This window comes from Lysinibacillus sp. NPDC056959 (assembly GCF_042674095.1).
Lineage (GTDB): Bacteria > Bacillota > Bacilli > Bacillales_A > Planococcaceae > Lysinibacillus > Lysinibacillus zambalensis.
Genome location: NZ_JBHURE010000005.1, coordinates 53,119 through 69,897, shown reverse-complemented (window position 1 = coordinate 69,897; position 16,779 = coordinate 53,119). Strand labels below are relative to the sequence as shown.

16 protein-coding genes and 1 riboswitch are annotated in these 16,779 nt (G+C 37.7%); of the genes, 11 read left to right on the top strand and 5 right to left on the bottom strand.

Annotated elements, in window-relative coordinates:
- Positions 1 to 10 precede the first annotated feature (10 nt).
- The 9 genes from parE to ACFTQ7_RS08085 all read left to right on the top strand — a co-directional run bounded on the left by parE (position 11) and on the right by ACFTQ7_RS08085 (position 9,629).
- The gene (gene parE, locus ACFTQ7_RS08125; protein ID WP_386828063.1) at positions 11 to 1,987 is read left to right on the top strand and encodes a DNA topoisomerase IV subunit B; all 1,977 of its coding nucleotides are present in this window, start codon (positions 11 to 13) and stop codon (positions 1,985 to 1,987) included.
- Positions 1,984 to 4,416, top strand: a complete 2,433-nt coding sequence (parC, locus tag ACFTQ7_RS08120) for a DNA topoisomerase IV subunit A (protein WP_386828062.1) — start codon at positions 1,984 to 1,986, stop codon at positions 4,414 to 4,416. Before parE ends, parC begins: the two co-directional genes overlap by 4 nt.
- 169 nt (positions 4,417 to 4,585) lie before the next feature.
- Positions 4,586 to 4,696: riboswitch (TPP riboswitch) on the top strand.
- A gap of 173 nt (positions 4,697 to 4,869) precedes the next feature.
- Positions 4,870 to 5,865 (top strand): ABC transporter substrate-binding protein, encoded by a 996-nt coding sequence (locus tag ACFTQ7_RS08115; RefSeq protein WP_386828061.1) that lies wholly within the window; start codon positions 4,870 to 4,872, stop codon positions 5,863 to 5,865.
- A gap of 1 nt (position 5,866) precedes the next feature.
- Positions 5,867 to 6,157, top strand: a complete 291-nt coding sequence (locus ACFTQ7_RS08110) for a thiamine-binding protein (RefSeq protein WP_386828060.1) — start codon at positions 5,867 to 5,869, stop codon at positions 6,155 to 6,157.
- The gene (locus ACFTQ7_RS08105; RefSeq protein ID WP_386828059.1) at positions 6,157 to 6,927 is read left to right on the top strand and encodes an ABC transporter permease; all 771 of its coding nucleotides are present in this window, start codon (positions 6,157 to 6,159) and stop codon (positions 6,925 to 6,927) included. The genes ACFTQ7_RS08110 and ACFTQ7_RS08105 overlap by 1 nt, the downstream gene beginning before the upstream one ends.
- On the top strand, positions 6,905 to 7,654 hold the full coding sequence (locus ACFTQ7_RS08100; protein ID WP_386828058.1) for an ABC transporter ATP-binding protein: 750 nt from the start codon (positions 6,905 to 6,907) through the stop codon (positions 7,652 to 7,654). The genes ACFTQ7_RS08105 and ACFTQ7_RS08100 overlap by 23 nt, the downstream gene beginning before the upstream one ends.
- Positions 7,644 to 8,393: a TatD family hydrolase gene (locus tag ACFTQ7_RS08095; protein WP_386828057.1), complete on the top strand. Its 750-nt coding sequence runs from the start codon at positions 7,644 to 7,646 to the stop codon at positions 8,391 to 8,393. The genes ACFTQ7_RS08100 and ACFTQ7_RS08095 overlap by 11 nt, the downstream gene beginning before the upstream one ends.
- 224 nt (positions 8,394 to 8,617) lie before the next feature.
- Entirely contained in the window at positions 8,618 to 9,193 is a 576-nt protein-coding gene (locus ACFTQ7_RS08090) for a TetR/AcrR family transcriptional regulator (protein WP_386828056.1), read from the top strand.
- A 13-nt stretch (positions 9,194 to 9,206) separates the two neighbouring features.
- Complete coding sequence (locus ACFTQ7_RS08085) at positions 9,207 to 9,629, top strand: DUF5360 family protein (RefSeq protein ID WP_386828055.1); 423 nt, start codon at positions 9,207 to 9,209, stop codon at positions 9,627 to 9,629.
- Here the strand turns inward: ACFTQ7_RS08085 and ACFTQ7_RS08080 are convergent.
- From ACFTQ7_RS08080 to ACFTQ7_RS08060, 5 genes are all read right to left on the bottom strand, one after another.
- Positions 9,626 to 9,808 (bottom strand): hypothetical protein, encoded by a 183-nt coding sequence (locus ACFTQ7_RS08080; RefSeq protein WP_349658012.1) that lies wholly within the window; start codon positions 9,806 to 9,808, stop codon positions 9,626 to 9,628. The two genes, ACFTQ7_RS08085 and ACFTQ7_RS08080, sit on opposite strands and share 4 nt — an antisense overlap.
- 99 nt (positions 9,809 to 9,907) lie before the next feature.
- Complete coding sequence (locus ACFTQ7_RS08075; RefSeq protein ID WP_349658299.1) at positions 9,908 to 11,452, bottom strand: solute symporter family protein; 1,545 nt, start codon at positions 11,450 to 11,452, stop codon at positions 9,908 to 9,910.
- 8 nt (positions 11,453 to 11,460) lie between these two features.
- Complete coding sequence (locus ACFTQ7_RS08070) at positions 11,461 to 11,799, bottom strand: DUF485 domain-containing protein (protein ID WP_349658011.1); 339 nt, start codon at positions 11,797 to 11,799, stop codon at positions 11,461 to 11,463.
- A 485-nt stretch (positions 11,800 to 12,284) separates the two neighbouring features.
- Positions 12,285 to 13,838, bottom strand: coding sequence for a solute symporter family protein (locus tag ACFTQ7_RS08065; protein ID WP_386828054.1), 1,554 nt, complete (start codon positions 13,836 to 13,838; stop codon positions 12,285 to 12,287).
- Entirely contained in the window at positions 13,839 to 14,174 is a 336-nt protein-coding gene (locus ACFTQ7_RS08060; RefSeq protein WP_349658009.1) for a DUF485 domain-containing protein, read from the bottom strand. It lies immediately after the preceding gene.
- A gap of 589 nt (positions 14,175 to 14,763) precedes the next feature.
- Here ACFTQ7_RS08060 and ACFTQ7_RS08055 point away from each other — a divergent pair.
- Complete coding sequence (locus ACFTQ7_RS08055; RefSeq protein ID WP_386828053.1) at positions 14,764 to 15,351, top strand: SCO family protein; 588 nt, start codon at positions 14,764 to 14,766, stop codon at positions 15,349 to 15,351.
- 719 nt (positions 15,352 to 16,070) lie between these two features.
- On the top strand, positions 16,071 to 16,775 hold the full coding sequence (locus ACFTQ7_RS08050; RefSeq protein WP_386828052.1) for an ABC transporter ATP-binding protein: 705 nt from the start codon (positions 16,071 to 16,073) through the stop codon (positions 16,773 to 16,775).
- Positions 16,776 to 16,779 lie beyond the last annotated feature (4 nt).

Below are 16,779 nucleotides of genomic sequence, written 5' to 3'. Positions count from 1 at the left end.
GGGGAATTTTTTGGCGAATAAACAGTCACCAAGCGTCTATAATGATGACGCCATTCAAGTATTAGAAGGATTAGAAGCGGTACGAAAACGACCCGGCATGTATATCGGTTCTACAGATGGCCGTGGACTTCATCACCTTGTTTATGAAATCGTAGATAATGCGGTGGATGAAGCACTGGCTGGCTTTGGTTCTCATATCATTGTCAATATTCATAAAGATCAAAGTATCAGCGTTCGAGACTTCGGCCGTGGAATGCCAACAGGTATGCATAAGATGGGGAAACCCACTCCCGAAATTATCTTTACTGTCTTACATGCTGGTGGTAAGTTCGGGCAAGGTGGCTATAAAACAAGTGGTGGCTTACATGGTGTAGGTTCTTCTGTTGTTAATGCTTTATCCACTTTTTTAGAAGTAACGATTCATCGTGACGGTAAAAAGTATCGTCAACGCTTTGAAAACGGTGGCCATCCTGAAACAACATTAGAAGAAATAGGACAAACAAAACAGACAGGAACACTTGTACATTTTCTACCAGATGACACAATTTTCTCTGTAACAAAATTCAATTATGATACGCTTGCAGAACGTTTACGAGAGTCCGCATTTTTATTAAAAGGCTTAAAAATTGAGCTAATTGATGAACGCGAGGAAGGCAAAGGTGATGTTTTCTTTTATGAGAACGGCATTGAAGCTTTCGTTGCGTATTTGAATGAGGAGAAGGATGTCCTTCATCCTGTTAAGTATGTGGAAGGGATTCAAGACGATATTGAAGTAGAATTCGCCTTCCAATTCAATGATGGTTACTCAGAAACAATCCTTTCATTTGTTAACAATGTTCGTACTCGTGATGGTGGTACACATGAAACAGGTGCCAAGTCAGCATTAACACGTGTTTTCAATGAATATGCGCGTAAAATTGGCCTGTTAAAAGATAAAGATAAAAACCTTGAAGGGACAGACATTCGTGAGGGCTTAGCTGCGATTGTTTCTGTTCGTATACCAGAGCATTTACTACAATTTGAAGGTCAAACGAAAGGTAAGCTCGGAACTAGTGAAGCGCGCTCGGCGGTAGATAGTGTTGTTTCGGAGCAAATTTTATATGTGCTTGAGGAAAACGCTGAATTATCTGCATCTCTTGTGCGTAAAGCTATTCGTGCGCAGCAAGTACGCGAAGCTGCTCGTAAAGCACGTGAAGATGCACGAAACGGCAAGAAAAGCAAAAAAGGCAGTACGATTCTTTCCGGAAAATTAACACCTGCACAATCGCGAAATGCTGCGAAAAACGAGCTGTATTTAGTCGAAGGTGACTCTGCAGGAGGGTCTGCAAAACAAGGGCGAGATCGTACGTTCCAAGCGATTTTACCATTGCGTGGTAAAGTTATTAATACTGAAAAAGCAAAGCTTCAGGATATTATGAAAAATGAAGAGATTTCAACGATTATCCATGCTATTGGTGCTGGTGTCGGAACAGATTTCTCTGTCGAGGATGCAGCATATGACAAGGTCGTGATTATGACCGATGCTGATACGGACGGAGCACATATTCAAGTGTTGCTGCTAACGTTCTTCTATCGATATATGCGACCATTGATCGAAGCTGGAAAGGTATTTATCGCATTACCACCACTTTATAAAGTATCAAGAGGCACTGGAAAAAAAGAAGTGATTGAATATGCTTGGACCGAAAATGATTTACAAACGGCCATTAAAAAAGTTGGAAAGGGTTACATATTACAGCGTTATAAAGGGCTTGGTGAGATGAATGCTGACCAGCTGTGGGATACGACAATGAACCCTGAAACGCGTACATTAATTCGTGTAACAATTGAGGATGGTGCACGTGCTGAAAGACGTGTGACAACATTAATGGGCGATAAAGTAGAGCCACGCCGTAAATGGATCGAAGCGAATGTAGACTTCGGTATGGAGGATGATTCAAATATTTTAGACAATGAATTCATCCAACAAGAGGAGGACCAAGCATGAGTAGTACGGAAAAATTTCAAGATTTACCTTTAGAAGAAGTTATGGGTGACCGTTTTGGTCGCTATAGTAAATATATTATTCAAGACCGCGCGTTGCCTGATGCACGTGACGGTCTTAAGCCTGTGCAACGACGTATTTTATATGCGATGTTTACAGAGGGCAATACGAACGATAAACCATTCCGTAAATCAGCCAAAACTGTCGGTAATGTTATCGGTAATTATCACCCACACGGTGACAGCTCAGTTTATGAAGCAATGGTGCGTATGAGTCAGGATTGGAAGGCGCGCCATATGCTTATTGAAATGCATGGGAATAACGGCTCTGTTGATGGTGACCCACCGGCAGCGATGCGTTATACAGAGGCAAGACTATCTGCTATTGCAGCGGAAATGCTCCGCGATATTGGCAAGAAAACCGTTGAATTTGTGCCAAACTTTGATGATCAGGATATGGAGCCGACTGTTTTACCAGCTCGTTTCCCGAACTTATTAGTCAACGGTTCAACGGGTATTTCGGCAGGTTATGCGACGGACATCCCACCTCACGCACTTGATGAGGTGCTAGATGGTGTTCTTATGCGTTTAGATAAGCCAAACTCCACGGTTGATGAATTAATGACCGTTATTAAAGGGCCTGATTTCCCAACAGGTGGCATCATTCAAGGTGTCGATGGTATTAAAAAGGCATATGAGACTGGACGCGGTAAAATCATTGTGCGCGCTCAAGCAGTCGTAGAGCCAATTAAAGGTGGCAAAGAGCAAATCGTTATTACGGAATTACCGTATGATGTCAATAAAGCAAATCTTGTGAAGAAAATCGATGAGCAGCGCGTGGATAAACGACTTGAAGGAATTGCAGAAATTCGCGATGAATCAGATCGTACCGGCCTACGTGTTGTCATTGAGCTGAAAAAAGATGTTCCAGGACAAGGGATTTTACAGTACTTGTTTAAAACAACTGATTTACAAGTAGCCTATAATTTTAATATGATTGCTATCCATAATCGTCGTCCGACAATGATGACATTGCCATTGTTATTGGATTCTTATATTGCCCATCAAAAGGAAGTCGTGACGAACCGTTCTATTTATGATTTGCAAAAGGCTAAAGATCGTTCGCATATAGTTGAAGGCTTGATAAAGGCATTGTCTATTTTAGATGAAGTCATTGCAACGATTCGTTCGTCGAATGATAAAAGAGATGCAAAAACGAATTTACAAGCGAAGTTTGACTTTACAGAAGTACAATCAGAGGCAATCGTTAGCTTGCAATTATACCGATTAACGAATACAGATATTACAGAGCTTCGCAATGAACAAGATGAATTAAATAAACTGATCGCCAAGCTTGAAGGGATTCTTAATAGTGAAGCAAAGCTTGTACGTGTCATTAAACAAGAATTGCTCGACATTAAAAAACGCTTTACAGAGCCTCGTCGCTCAAAAATCGAGCAAGAAATTGAAGAAATCAAAATTACGTTAGATGTCCTTGTACCAAGTGAAGAGGTCGTAGTGACTGTTACAAAGGATGGCTATATTAAACGAACATCTACACGTTCACATGCAGCTTCAAACGGTCAGGATTTTGCAATGAAGGATTCCGATTATTTATTATATGAAGCAAATTTAAATACACAGCATCATCTACTGCTGTTCACAAATCGAGGCAATTATATTTATCAGCCAGTCCATGAGCTTCCTGATATTCGTTGGAAGGATCTTGGTCAGCATATTTCAAGTATTGTGCCAACCGGAAAAGATGAATCTATTATTGCTGTATATGGTTTTGAGACATTCGAACAGGCCAATACGTATATTTTAACGGCTACGAAAGATGGACAAATTAAACGCTCATCAGTAGCGGATTATGCTGTAACACGCTATTCGAAGCCGATAAAAACGATGAATGTCAAATCAGGCGATGAAATGATTTTTGCAAGTATTGTGACGGACGAGGTAGAACTAATGTTAACGACAGATACTGCCTATGCAATTCGTTTCCCAATCGAGGAATTACCAGTAACAGGTGTAAAAACAGGTGGCGTCAAAGGGATTACACTGAAAGACGGAGAAGCATTAGTCGGCATCAATGTTTTACCACCAGATAAAACGTCCTATGTGGCAATTATTACGCAACGCGGTGCTGTGAAGAAAATGAATGTAGCCGAAGTAGAATTGACTAGTCGTGCAAAACGCGGCTTAAAAGTATTAACAGAGTTAAAAGCGAACCCGCATCGAATCGTGGCTGTAGTCAAGGTTACTGATGGGGAACAGCTAATGATTGAAACGGAAAAAGGTGTGCAAGAGTCCCTTGATGTACAAGCATTAACTCGAGCAGATCGCCATTCAAATGGCTCCTTTAAAGTGGATATAGCTACAGACGGTGCCATTTCACATGTCTTCGCGGTAAAAAAAGAAGAGAAATAACATTAGTTTTATAGCCTAGCTCCTTGGAGAGCTGGGCTTTTTTGTAAAATGAAACCAATCAGTTTTGTGCTTTGATGAGGCTGTTTAATAATAATTCAGCGCTATCGATAAACAGACCCTTGTCATTTACGGATAGATATGGTTATAATAATCTCGAAAAGTTCATATCGAAAGAATGTAGGGGGGCTGGTAGTTGCCAGCTGAGATTGTGTCCGATAGACGCTGACCCTTTGAACCTGATTTGGCTCGTACCAGCGTAGGGAACATCTATTCAAAAAAAGAAAGTTTTTGATACTGATTGTACAACGTCTGGGAGGAATCCTAGGCGTTTTTTATGTTTTCAGACTTTTGTTGCATGCACATACCTTACGTGTAAACAGACCGTGAACGGTTTCTTCTGGTAAAGACATTCATTCATGAACACTTTCACACTACTAACTTGGAGGATTCAGCATGAAAAAATGGTTATTGGTCCTAATGGTTGCACTTTTAACATTAGTGGGCTGTAGCGAAAAAGAAACTAAAAAGGATGCTAAAGGATTAACAAAAGTATCGGTAGTTCTTGATTGGACACCGAACACAAATCATACAGGTTTATATGTAGCTGAAAAACTTGGCTACTTTAAGGAACAAGGCTTAGATGTTGATATTTTATTACCTGGTGAAACGGGTGCTGATCAGCTTGTAGCATCAGGAAAGGCTCAGTTTGGCGTAAGCTATCAGGAAGGAATTACACAGGCTCGTGTGCAGGATGTACCTTTAGTATCGATTGCAGCGATTATACAACATAATACTTCTGGCTTCGCATCTACCGCATCAAAAGGCATTACGTCACCAAAGGATTTTGAAGGGAAAACATACGGTGGCTGGGGTGCACCGCTTGAAAAGGCTGTACTACAATCACTAATGCAAACAGAAGATGCAGATATTAATAAGTTAGATATCGTCAATGCAGGTGATTTAGATTTCTTCACTATGATGAAAAAAGATATTGATTTTGCGTGGATTTATTATGCATGGACAGGTATTGAAGCAGAACTTCGTGGCGAAAAGCTGAACATGCTTTATTTAACAGATTATAGTGAGCAGTTAGATTATTACACACCTGTACTTGCTACAAATGAAAAAATGATTCAGGATAATCCTGAGACGGTAAAAGCATTTGTCGCTGCTGCAGCAAAGGGCTATGAATATGCAATAAAACACCCTAATGAGGCAGCTGATAGTTTACTAGAAGCAGTACCGGATTTAGATAAGAACCTTGTGCATAAAAGTCAGGAATGGTTAGCAGATAAGTATCAAGACGATGCTGCACAATGGGGCGAGCAAAAATTAGCTGTCTGGGAAAACTACGCGAAATGGATGGCCGACAACAAAGTTTTAGAGGGCGAATTTAACGCAAAACAAGCATTTACAAACGACTTTTTACCGAAAAAGGAGACAAAGTAATATGGCAAACTCTTTAATAAGTGTACAAATTATCCCGAAAACTGAAACATATGAAGATGTGATCCCATTTGTCGATGCAGCAATTGCAGTTATCGACGCTTCAGGGGTGAAATATGAAGTTCATCCATTAGAAACGACAATGGAAGGCGAGCTTGCGACTTTGCTGCAAATTATTGAAAAAATGAATGCCAAGATGATCGAGCTTGGCGCAATCAATGTCATTACGCAAGTGAAAATTTTATATCAGCCATCCGGTATTACAATGGATACGCTAACGGAGAAATACAAGTAATGAAGCAGGCTGTTAAACAAGGAAGGACGATAATTTTTATCGCCTTCCTCTTGTTCATATGGGAACTAATTGTCCGTTTTGCTGATATTCCACATTGGCTTTTGCCTGCACCAAGTGCCATTTTGAAAGAGGGCTTTCAATCGTATGAGACGTTTGTGCCGCATGCTTTAGCTACTATACAATTAGCACTTCTTGGAATTGCTATCGGGATATTATGTGGGCTCACAGTTGCGGTGCTATTACATCGTTTTACGTTTATAAGGGAGCTATTTTACCCTATTCTCATTATGTCGCAAAATGTCCCAGTACTTGTCCTAGCACCATTATTAATCATTTGGTTTGGCTTCGGTTTATTGCCAAAGCTCATTATTATTTGTCTTGTGTGCTTTTTCCCTATAGTTATTTCGGCAATGGATGGCTTTCGTCAAACTTCGCCTGAGCTAAAGCATTATTTTGAGATGATAGGTGCTACGAAAGCCCAAACCTTTTGGAAGTTAGAATGGCCTTATGCGTATCCAGCGATTTTTTCAGGCATAAAGATTGCTGCTACCTATAGCGTCATGGGGGCTGTTATTGCGGAATGGTTAGGAGCGAAAATGGGGATTGGCGTTTATATGACATTGGCACAGTCTTCATTTCGAACGGATCGTGTATTTGTAGCGATTTTCGCTATCGTATTTTTAAGTTTATTATTATTTAGTGCTATTCGATTAATAGAAAAACTTGTTGTGAAGGGGAGAGGAAACTATGCTAAGCATTCAAAACATTGATAAATCTTTTGATTCCCTTCTAGTTATCCGTAGTTTATCTTTTGAGGTGAAGGACGGGGAATTTGTGGCGATTATCGGTCCGTCAGGCAGTGGGAAAAGTACACTTTTTCAATTAATTGGTGGTGTTTCTTCTATAGATAAAGGTGCTATTTTATTAAACGGCACAGATATCCAGAAAAAAAGAGGGACGATTGGCTATATGCCTCAGCAGCCATGTTTATTACCGTGGCGGACGATCCTAGAAAACGTCACGATGGTCGAGGAGCTTCATGGAAAACCTAATGTTAACGTTGCGAAGGAATGGTTAGATAAAGTGGGGCTCGCAGCATTTGTAAATGCATATCCTAATGAGCTGTCAGGTGGTATGCAACAACGGGTATCGTTTATTCGTGCAATTGTCAGTAATAAACCTATTTTATGTTTAGATGAACCGTTTTCAGCACTGGATGAGTTTACAAGGCTTGAAATGCAGGCGTGGCTATTATCGATTTGGGAGAAATATCGAAAATCTATATTGTTCGTTACACATAATATTGAGGAAGCTTTGTTTTTAGCTGATCGTATTATTGTACTCACAAAACGACCAGCGACGATGAAAAAGGAAATAATCGTACCTTTTGCAAGACCACGACAAGAAGAAATTCGCCATTCCGCTTCATTTACGGCATTAAAGCAACAATTATTCTCGTATTTAAAAGAAGAAAAGGATGAGGCGAATGTTGATTGATGCACATATTCATTTAGACAAGTATAAAGAAAACGACATACCAACTTTGCTAGAGGAAGCTGAACGTGTTATAGCCGTAAGCATGAATCTACTGTCGAGTGAGAAGACGTTGAAACTGTCGAAAGCCTATGCTAAGGTAAAGGCGGCGTTTGGCTTTCATCCTGAACAACCGTTACCAAGTGAAGCAGAGGAAAACGCTTTATTCGATTGGATACGTCAACACGCTCATGACATGGTGGCAATTGGCGAGGTAGGGTTGCCTTATTATTTGAGGCAAGAGAAGGCTATTGATGAGCGTCCATATGTGGCATTGTTAGAACGGTTTATTGGATTAGCAAAGGAATTAAATAAACCGATTGTGTTACATGCAGTCTATGAGGATGCGACGATTGTTTGTGATTTGCTAGAAAAACATCAACTAACAAAAGCGCATTTCCATTGGTTTAAAGGCGATGCGACAGTGATTGAACGGATGATTCATAATGGGTATTTCATTTCAGTGACGCCTGATTGTACGTATGAGGCTGAAATTAAACAGCTTATCAAAAAATACCCAATTGAGCTAATGATGGTAGAAACAGATGGACCATGGCCGTTTGAAGGACCTTTTGACAATAAACGAACATCACCTTGGATAATGGATCATTCCATAGAGGTTATTGCCTCGATAAAGGGGCTTGCAACACATGAAGCGGCGCAGATCATCACAAGAAATACGACAACATTTTATAATTTGTAACAAAAAACACAACTGTTCTTTTAACGAGCAGCTGTGTTTTTTTAGCAATTTCCGATTGAGTTGACGCCGGCAGAACAGAGGAATAGCTGATAAAAAGAGCCCGAATCGCTATAGACTAGCGAAGTGAGAGAAGTTTAATTGACAATATTTTCATTTTTTCCTATGATTAGATGGAAAACAAGGAAAATATACAATTATTTTTATTTTCCTGAAAGCAGGTGATCATGTTGAAAGATAGAATTTTAAAGGTATCAATAAGTGAAGCTGAACGAAAAGGATTCCGGTTTACGATGGGGGATTTAGCAAAGCAACTAGGTATGAGTACTAAAACTTTGTATGGATACTATCCCTCGAAGGAAGAATTACTCAATGAAATGATTGAACTAGCAATTCATGAGCTGAAGTTGAAAGAGAATGAAATTCTGCAGGATTCAACGTTAAATCTTGTAGAAAAACTACAGAAATGTCTTGTACTAATTCCAGCTGATTTTACATTTGCTCAGCTCCAGTATTTAGAGGAACTTCAACGATATTATCCAAAGCAATGGGAAACAGTTGATCACTTTATTCATAAGCATTGGACAGGCATCATTTCGTTAATTGATGAAGGGATTGTCGCAAATCAAATACGTCCCTTTAATAAAGAGATATTTATAGAAGTCTATATTGGAGGGCTTTATCGATTGATGGAACATGCATCCAAAAACAGAAATATGATTTCACTTCAGGATACGATACAGGAAATGGTGGACATTCTTATGCTTGGTATTATTAATGGTAACGTTCATGAAGAAAACTAAATGGGGGCTGTAAATGAGTAAAACTTTAAGAATGCTATTTTTAGGTACAGATTTCTTTTTTATACTCTATTGGCTTGTCACTTTTTTTCATTTGATTCCAGAAGAGTATTTATATCAGGATTATCAAAATGAATTATTAGTTATATGGAATTGGTCGTTTTTCCCGCTAGATATTTTAATCTCAATTACCGGTTTTATTAGTCTCTATCTATTTAAAATAAAAAATGAAAAGTGGAGAGCGTTTGCCTTAGTATCTTTAACACTCACAAGTTGTTCTGGATTACAGGCGATTGCTTTTTGGACTATAAAACTTGATTTTGATCTTATGTGGTGGATACCAAACCTTTTTCTATTACTATATCCGTTGTACTTTATTCCAAAACTTATTACTTCTAAACAGCAAAATGTCTCATTTCAAGCAAAACACAACCACTAACAATCCTCAATGTGGTTGTGTTTTTTGTGCTTTGTTAAATTTTGTTCAATGCTTTCTTTTTTCGTTTTCGTTACACGCTCATGTGTACTGAAAGAGGAAGTTTGACGATTTTTTTCAACGTCCTTCCCTTTAGTGCGCTTTACATGCATACGTTTCTTTTTTGCTTTTGAGTTTGTCATATTTTCTTACCCCCAACTGTCATTTGTGAATATAATACCGAATAAGGAATAAAAAGTAAAACCTCGTAAGTGTTAACTTACGAGGCGGTTGTCGTATTATTAGTGAGATACGTCCTGTACAGAAATACCTGTGTTCGCTTTAACATCCACTTCACGATATTTCTTATCATCTGTTTCCTTAGAAAGCATTGTTCCGATGAAGCCTCCTAGGAAGCCAAGTGGAACAGAGATGATTGCTGGGTTCGTTAACATAATTAACGGATCACCAACGAAAATTGCTTTTCCTTCTACTGGATTCCAAATATTTGGTGAAACAGCAACAAGAGCTAAAGCAGAGATTAGACCTGTTAACATTGCCGTTATAGCACCAGCTGTATTAAAGCGTTTCCAGTAGATTGTATAGATGATTACAGGTAAGTTAGCTGAACCTGCAATACAGAATGCTAGTGATACTAAGAATGCTACGTTTAATGTTTGTGCACCAAGTGCTAAAAGGATAGAAATAACAGCGATTGTGATGGAACCGATACGAGCTGCAAGTACTTGCTCTTTTTCTGTAATTTTGCCCTTTTTAATAATTTGACCGTAAATATCATGTGATAGGGCAGATGCACCAGAAAGTACAAGACCAGCTACTACCGCTAAGATTGTTGCGAATGCTACCGCACATACGAATGAGAATAGAATGTCGCCACCAAGTGCTTCCGCAAGAAGTGGAGCCGCCATGTTCCCAGCAGCGTTTGCAGCAATAATATCTTCTTTACCAACGAATTTAGCTGCACCGAAGCCTAAGAAGATTGTAAGAATGTAGAAGATACCTACAATCCAAGTAGCCCAGATAACTGATGAACGAGCTGTTTTCGCATCTTTTACTGTAAAGAAGCGCATTAGGATATGTGGAAGACCAGCTGTACCTAATACTAAAGCGATTAACATTGAAATAGTATCAATACCATTTGTATATTTAAGACCAGGATTCAAATAAGCTGCACCGCTATCAGTTGCAGTTCCCATTTCTTTGAACATCGTTGCAATGCTAAAGCCGAATTCTTTTAATACTAAGAATGAAATAATAACTGTACCTAGCATTAAAAGACAAGCTTTAATAATTTGTACCCAAGATGTTGCAGTCATACCACCGAATAGTACGTAAGTCGTCATCATAAAACCAACGATTAAAACTGCAATCCAATAATCAATTCCTAAAAGTAATTGAATAAGTGCTCCTGCACCAACTAGTTGTGCAATCATGTAGAATAATACAATTGTAATAGTGCTTAAAGCTGCTGTACCACGAACTTTAGCGCTATCAAAACGCGCTGTAATCATGTCAGCTAATGTGAATTTACCAAGATTACGTAATGGCTCAGCGACGATGTATAGAACCACTAAGTAAGCTACTAAATAACCGATAGAGAAGAAGAATCCATCAAATCCAAATAATGCAACTGCACCGGCGATTCCTAAGAAAGATGCTGCTGATAAGTAGTCACCTGCGATGGCTAGTCCATTTTGCCAGCCTGTTAACCCTCCGCCTGCAGTGTAGAAATCACTTGCAGATGAAGTTCGTTTTGATGCCCACCATGTAATAACTAATGTTAAACCAACAATGGATACGAAGAAGAATATGGCTGTTAAACTCATCCCGTTATTCATCGGCGGCCACCTCCATTCTCGTACTCAGCAATAATTGCCTTTGCTTCTTTATCAAAGCTATTCGCTTTTGCTACATATAAATGACATAATGTCCAAGTCATGATGAAAAGTCCCGCTGAATATACCCACACCCAAGTGATTTCCCCAAATGCCTTTTGGTGTAGTATTTTCGTGTACGAAGTCAGAACTGGTAGCAACATATATGCTGCTAAGAAGATCGCGGTCATTAACCAAAGAAATGAATTCTTCCTTCGAACAAGCGCTTTAAATGATTCTTGATTTGCAATCGCATCATAGTCAATCACGACACTTTTGCTAGCTTTATTGTTCCCCATTAACATTCCCCATTTTGTGTTTATTTTTACTGCTTAAAGACTTGATTTTGCTAGATTAGTGAATTCACATCTTCATTTTATGAGAGAGTTCACAAAATTGCAATACATTTCAGAAAAATTATGAAAAAATAATTTTTGTGAAAAAAAGTCTTGAAAGAGAATATACGTGCCGAAGCTAAGAAATAAAGGGGTTTTAGAAAATTCTGATAAATATACAGAGGTATGTCAATTCTAGATTTTCGAGCGAGGAATATGGAAAAAAATTAAAAAAAGATATGGTTTTTTGTAAAAAATAAACACTGTTTATTTAGTGAAAATCATTTTTTTTCTCATTTTTTTTGAAAGAGAATAGTATTGCTAGATAAGTAAATTGGGAAATATTTCGAAAGAAAACATAAAAAAACTCGATTAAAAATCGAGTTTTTATTAATATGGATAGGATGATTGATAGATATTTTTTCAATAATTTGGATGTTCAGAATGGATCAGTGAGAGATATCAGAAACTGATACACCAGTGTTTGCTTTAACGCGAATTTCCTTGTAAATACGTTCTGCTTCTTCCTGTGATACTTTACTAGAAGTAAGAACAGAACCTAAATAACCTGCGATAAAGCCAAGTGGAATCGTAATAACTGCTGGAACGGCTAACGGAACGATAGGATTACCAACAAAAATGGCTGCACCTTCAACAGGACTCCATACATTAGGCCCCATAGCACCTAACACTAAACAAGATACTAAACCAGTTACCATCGCTGATATTGCACCCGTTGAATTGAATTTTTTCCAGTAAATTGTGTAAAGAATAACTGGTAAGTTTGCTGAAGCACCGATACAAAATGCAAAGGATACTAAAAATGATACATTCAAGTTTTGCGCAAATAACGCAAGGATAATAGAAACAATGGCAATAGAAATAGAGCCAGTACGAGCTGCTACAACTTGTTGCTTTTCTGTTAATTTACCACCTTTAATGATTTCACCATAAATATCGTGGGATATGGCAGAAGCTCCTGTTAAAACTAAGCCCGAAACTACCGCTAAAATAGTTGCAAATGCTACTGCACCGATAAATGCCATTAACACATCACCGCCCAAATAATTAGCAAGAAGGGGGGCTGCAGTGTTACCAGCTTTACTTTCAGCAAGAATTTTATCGATCCCTACAAAATTTAATGCACCAAAGCCTAAGAAAATAGTTAGTGAGAAGAAAATAGCTGTAATCCATGTTGTCCATGAAATAGAAGAACGCGCAGTTTTAGCATCTTTCACTGTAAAGAAGCGCATTAAAATATGTGGTAACCCAGATGTACCTAATACAAGTGCCATCATCATTGAAACAGAATCGATTGTACTTGTATATTTAATCCCTGGTACAAGGAATTTCTCACCATGATCCGTGGCAATCGTATCAAACATTTTCATTAGAGAGAAGTCAAACTTAATTAATACTAATGTAGCTAATACGCCTGTCCCGAATAAGAGAAGGCTAGCTTTAATAATTTGCACCCAAGAAGTAGCTGTCATTCCACCGAATAAAACATAAGTAGTCATCATGACACCTACGATTAAAACGGCAATCCAGTACTCAATACCAAATAATAGTTTAATAAGAGCACCTGCACCTACTAATTGTGCAATCATATAAAGAATGACGATAATAATTGTTCCTGACGCCGCAACGCCACGAATGCGTTTTTCATTAAAGCGGGCAGTAAGCATGTCTGCTAACGTATATCGACCTAAGTTACGCATAGGTTCTGCAATTACATAAAGAAGAACTAAGTTAGCTACTACATAGCCTACGGAGAAGAAGAAACCATCGAAACCAGTTAATGCAATCGCACCGGACACCCCTAGAAATGCCGCAGCTGATAAATAGTCACCAGCAATCGCAAAGCCGTTTTGCCAACCTTTAAGACCACCACCAGCTGTATAGAAATCAGACGCTGAAGACGTCCGCTTTGCTGCGATATATGTTACTACGAGTGTTAAACCAACGATTGCTAAGAAGAAACCAACGGATACTAAGTTCATTTATTTTCCACCTTTCGCCTGATACTCAGCTAGTACTGCTGCGGCAGCTTTATCGAATGAAGCTGCTTTTTTTACATATACCGTACAAAGAACAATTGTCATAATGAATAATCCAGCTGAATAAATCCAAACACCCGTAATATTTCCGATGATTTTTTGTTGTAGTACAGGCTGGAAAGCAAGGATAGGCAATAAAATATAAAGTAATAAAAAAATTGCTGTGATCGAGAAAAGGAAGGTATTCTTCTTTTTTACGAACTTGTTGAACGATTCCATAGCTTCAATTGCATTATAATCAATTGATTCTATATTTTTGTGTTCAGAAAGATTTGCCATTATTATTCCCCCTAAAGTGATATATTTCTGTTTTAGACGACATATTTCTTTTCTGTTCGTCGTTATATTCACTTATTTTATGGGGTAGATTCTTATAATGCAATACTAAATTTTGAGTTTTTATAATTTTTAATTATTTCTAAATTACGGAAATAACATAGAAATAATAAGGGTTTAGTAGAAAAAAACCGCATGAAAGAGAATGGTATTGTCTGTAAGAATAATTTTTCAATAATAGTTTAATAATGATAATTTTGAATATGATAGAAAAATTGAGCGTGAAAGAGAATTTTTAAGTGGTTTATTATTCCATCATTAGATGAGGAGGAACTTGAAAAGTAATGAAACATTGTTATATAACAAATGTTCGATCTCTTGGGAAATAACCGAAATAGTAAAAAAAAGCTTTGAAAAAAATTTTAATAAAGTGTGAATTATCTGGAATGCAAAGGAGGTTAATTATACTAAAATCGTACAACATACATTGAATGGATATAAAAAGTGAAATGATAAGCTCATATCTTGTATTATGCAACTTTAATTTATACAATAAACAACGATGGTAAATTGAAGGGAAGTGAGCAAATAAATGAAAAAGAAAAGTGTCATGCTCGTATTGATACTAACATTAAGTAGCGTACTTGCTGCTTGTGGAAGCTATAAATTTGAACCAGAAATGAACATAGAAGTACAGGATTTTTCGGTAACAAATCAAAATAATGAAAAGGTTAGCCTAAATGACTTAAAAGGTAAGCCATGGTTAGCGATGTTCATCTTTACTAATTGTAATACGATCTGTCCACCAATGACGTATAACATGACAGAGGTGCAAAAGGCGCTTAAAGATAAAGGTCTGGAAGACTATCAAATTGTAGCTTTTAGTGTTGATCCTGAGGTTGATAAGCCAGAAGTTTTAACGAATTATTTGAAAACGTATTCAGTGCCCGATGCAAGCAAATGGCAACTGTTAACTGGCTATGAACAAAAGTATATTGAACAGTTTGCGAGGAAATCGTTTAATTCCTTAGTAAAGAACGATCCGAATTCTGACCAAGTCGTACATATGTCAAGTTACTACTTAGTGGATGCTGATGGTATGGTTGTGAAGGATTATGACGGTACTACAGATGTACCAGTTGAGACGATCGTGGCAGATATGAAGGCCTTAACTAAATAAAAAACAATAACTCAGGAGTTCGGAGGAACTTCTGAGTTATTTTTTAGCCAGCTCATCAATTAAATGAAGTGGCACCTATTAGGATTGAACGATACGGTCATTCACAAACGCCTGTATGAAAAATAATTCATTATCATTAGGGTTCCTATTATTTTCTACTTTAAAGCACTCCATAGCATTTTAAGAAAAGGCAACCGCTTCGTGTGACGTAACTAATCGCAAATGGGGTGTTTTTTTATGGACTATTTAAAGAAAGAAAAAGTGAAATAGCGCTCGATCTATCGTAGCTCTTCATTTATACCTTTTTACTCAATAATTTTATTATGTCAACTAAAAACAAACTAAATAAAGAATCATTAAGAACGTTGAGTTTCGAATGTATTTTTTTCCAAACAAGTATATATTTAATTTTTTCAGCTTATATATTATTAGAATGATGTAACGTCTGGCGTCCGATTATAGGCAAAATTTATTCCGAGATTTAACGGCATCAATCAAGGTAGGTAGTGCCATCATGTTCAGTTCAGGTGAAACTTCTACAAAAAACGGTCGTTAGCAATGCTTTAAAATTTCTACTATTTTGCCAGGATTAATGGCTGCTTGATAACGTGTATCGACAAAAATGAAGTGAAAAAATTGTAACTCTAAAATATACGACAATCGTTGTTTATTTTAGAGTTACTTGACGTTGACCAAAAAGATATGAAGGGATGAAATAAATGAATAAGCTTATCGAATTTATAAACGTAACGAAAGAATACAAAATAGGAGAAGTCCCAATCAAGGCTCTTGATGGTGTTGATTTTTCCATTTGTGAAGGGGAATTTGTCGTTATACTGGGTGCAAGTGGGGCGGGTAAAAGTACGATTTTGAATATTCTTGGTGGTATGGATACGGCTACCTCAGGTCAAGTATTTGTTGGGAATCAAGAAATAACTAGATTGAATGAAAAAAAGTTAACAGAATATCGTGGTGAGAAAATTGGTTTTGTTTTTCAATTCTATAACTTAATTCCGAATTTAAATGCTCTCGAGAATGTTGAATTTGCTACTGAAGTATGTAAACACCCTCTAGATGCAAAGAAGATTTTACATCAAGTCGGATTAGAGAATCGTCTCAAAAATTTCCCTTCACAACTTTCTGGTGGCGAACAGCAAAGAGTTGCTATAGCTAGAGCGGTTGCGAAAAATCCCTTGCTTTTACTTTGTGATGAACCAACCGGTGCTTTGGATTATGTAACCGGTAAGTCCGTATTAAAGACTTTGCAAGATTTAAACAGCGAAACGAAGAAATGCGTTATTTTGGTCACACATAATTCTGCAATTGCTCCTATGGCAGACAAAATTATTAAAGTTAAAAGCGGATACATCGAAAGCGTCACGATCAATAATGAAAATCAAAGTGTTGAAGGGATTGAGTGGTAAACAT

Coding starts and splice junctions, on each gene's coding strand:
- ACFTQ7_RS08075 (WP_349658299.1), bottom strand. CDS start 11,452: ATGAGTTTAACAGCCATATTCTTCTTCGTATCCATTGTTGGTTTAACA.
- ACFTQ7_RS08055 (WP_386828053.1), top strand. CDS start 14,764: ATGAAAAAGAAAAGTGTCATGCTCGTATTGATACTAACATTAAGTAGC.
- ACFTQ7_RS08110 (WP_386828060.1), top strand. CDS start 5,867: ATGGCAAACTCTTTAATAAGTGTACAAATTATCCCGAAAACTGAAACA.
- ACFTQ7_RS08100 (WP_386828058.1), top strand. CDS start 6,905: ATGCTAAGCATTCAAAACATTGATAAATCTTTTGATTCCCTTCTAGTT.
- ACFTQ7_RS08060 (WP_349658009.1), bottom strand. CDS start 14,174: ATGGCAAATCTTTCTGAACACAAAAATATAGAATCAATTGATTATAAT.
- ACFTQ7_RS08050 (WP_386828052.1), top strand. CDS start 16,071: ATGAATAAGCTTATCGAATTTATAAACGTAACGAAAGAATACAAAATA.
- ACFTQ7_RS08090 (WP_386828056.1), top strand. CDS start 8,618: ATGTTGAAAGATAGAATTTTAAAGGTATCAATAAGTGAAGCTGAACGA.
- ACFTQ7_RS08070 (WP_349658011.1), bottom strand. CDS start 11,799: ATGGGGAACAATAAAGCTAGCAAAAGTGTCGTGATTGACTATGATGCG.
- ACFTQ7_RS08115 (WP_386828061.1), top strand. CDS start 4,870: ATGAAAAAATGGTTATTGGTCCTAATGGTTGCACTTTTAACATTAGTG.
- ACFTQ7_RS08095 (WP_386828057.1), top strand. CDS start 7,644: ATGTTGATTGATGCACATATTCATTTAGACAAGTATAAAGAAAACGAC.
- ACFTQ7_RS08065 (WP_386828054.1), bottom strand. CDS start 13,838: ATGAACTTAGTATCCGTTGGTTTCTTCTTAGCAATCGTTGGTTTAACA.
- parC (WP_386828062.1), top strand. CDS start 1,984: ATGAGTAGTACGGAAAAATTTCAAGATTTACCTTTAGAAGAAGTTATG.
- ACFTQ7_RS08080 (WP_349658012.1), bottom strand. CDS start 9,808: ATGACAAACTCAAAAGCAAAAAAGAAACGTATGCATGTAAAGCGCACT.
- ACFTQ7_RS08105 (WP_386828059.1), top strand. CDS start 6,157: ATGAAGCAGGCTGTTAAACAAGGAAGGACGATAATTTTTATCGCCTTC.
- ACFTQ7_RS08085 (WP_386828055.1), top strand. CDS start 9,207: ATGAGTAAAACTTTAAGAATGCTATTTTTAGGTACAGATTTCTTTTTT.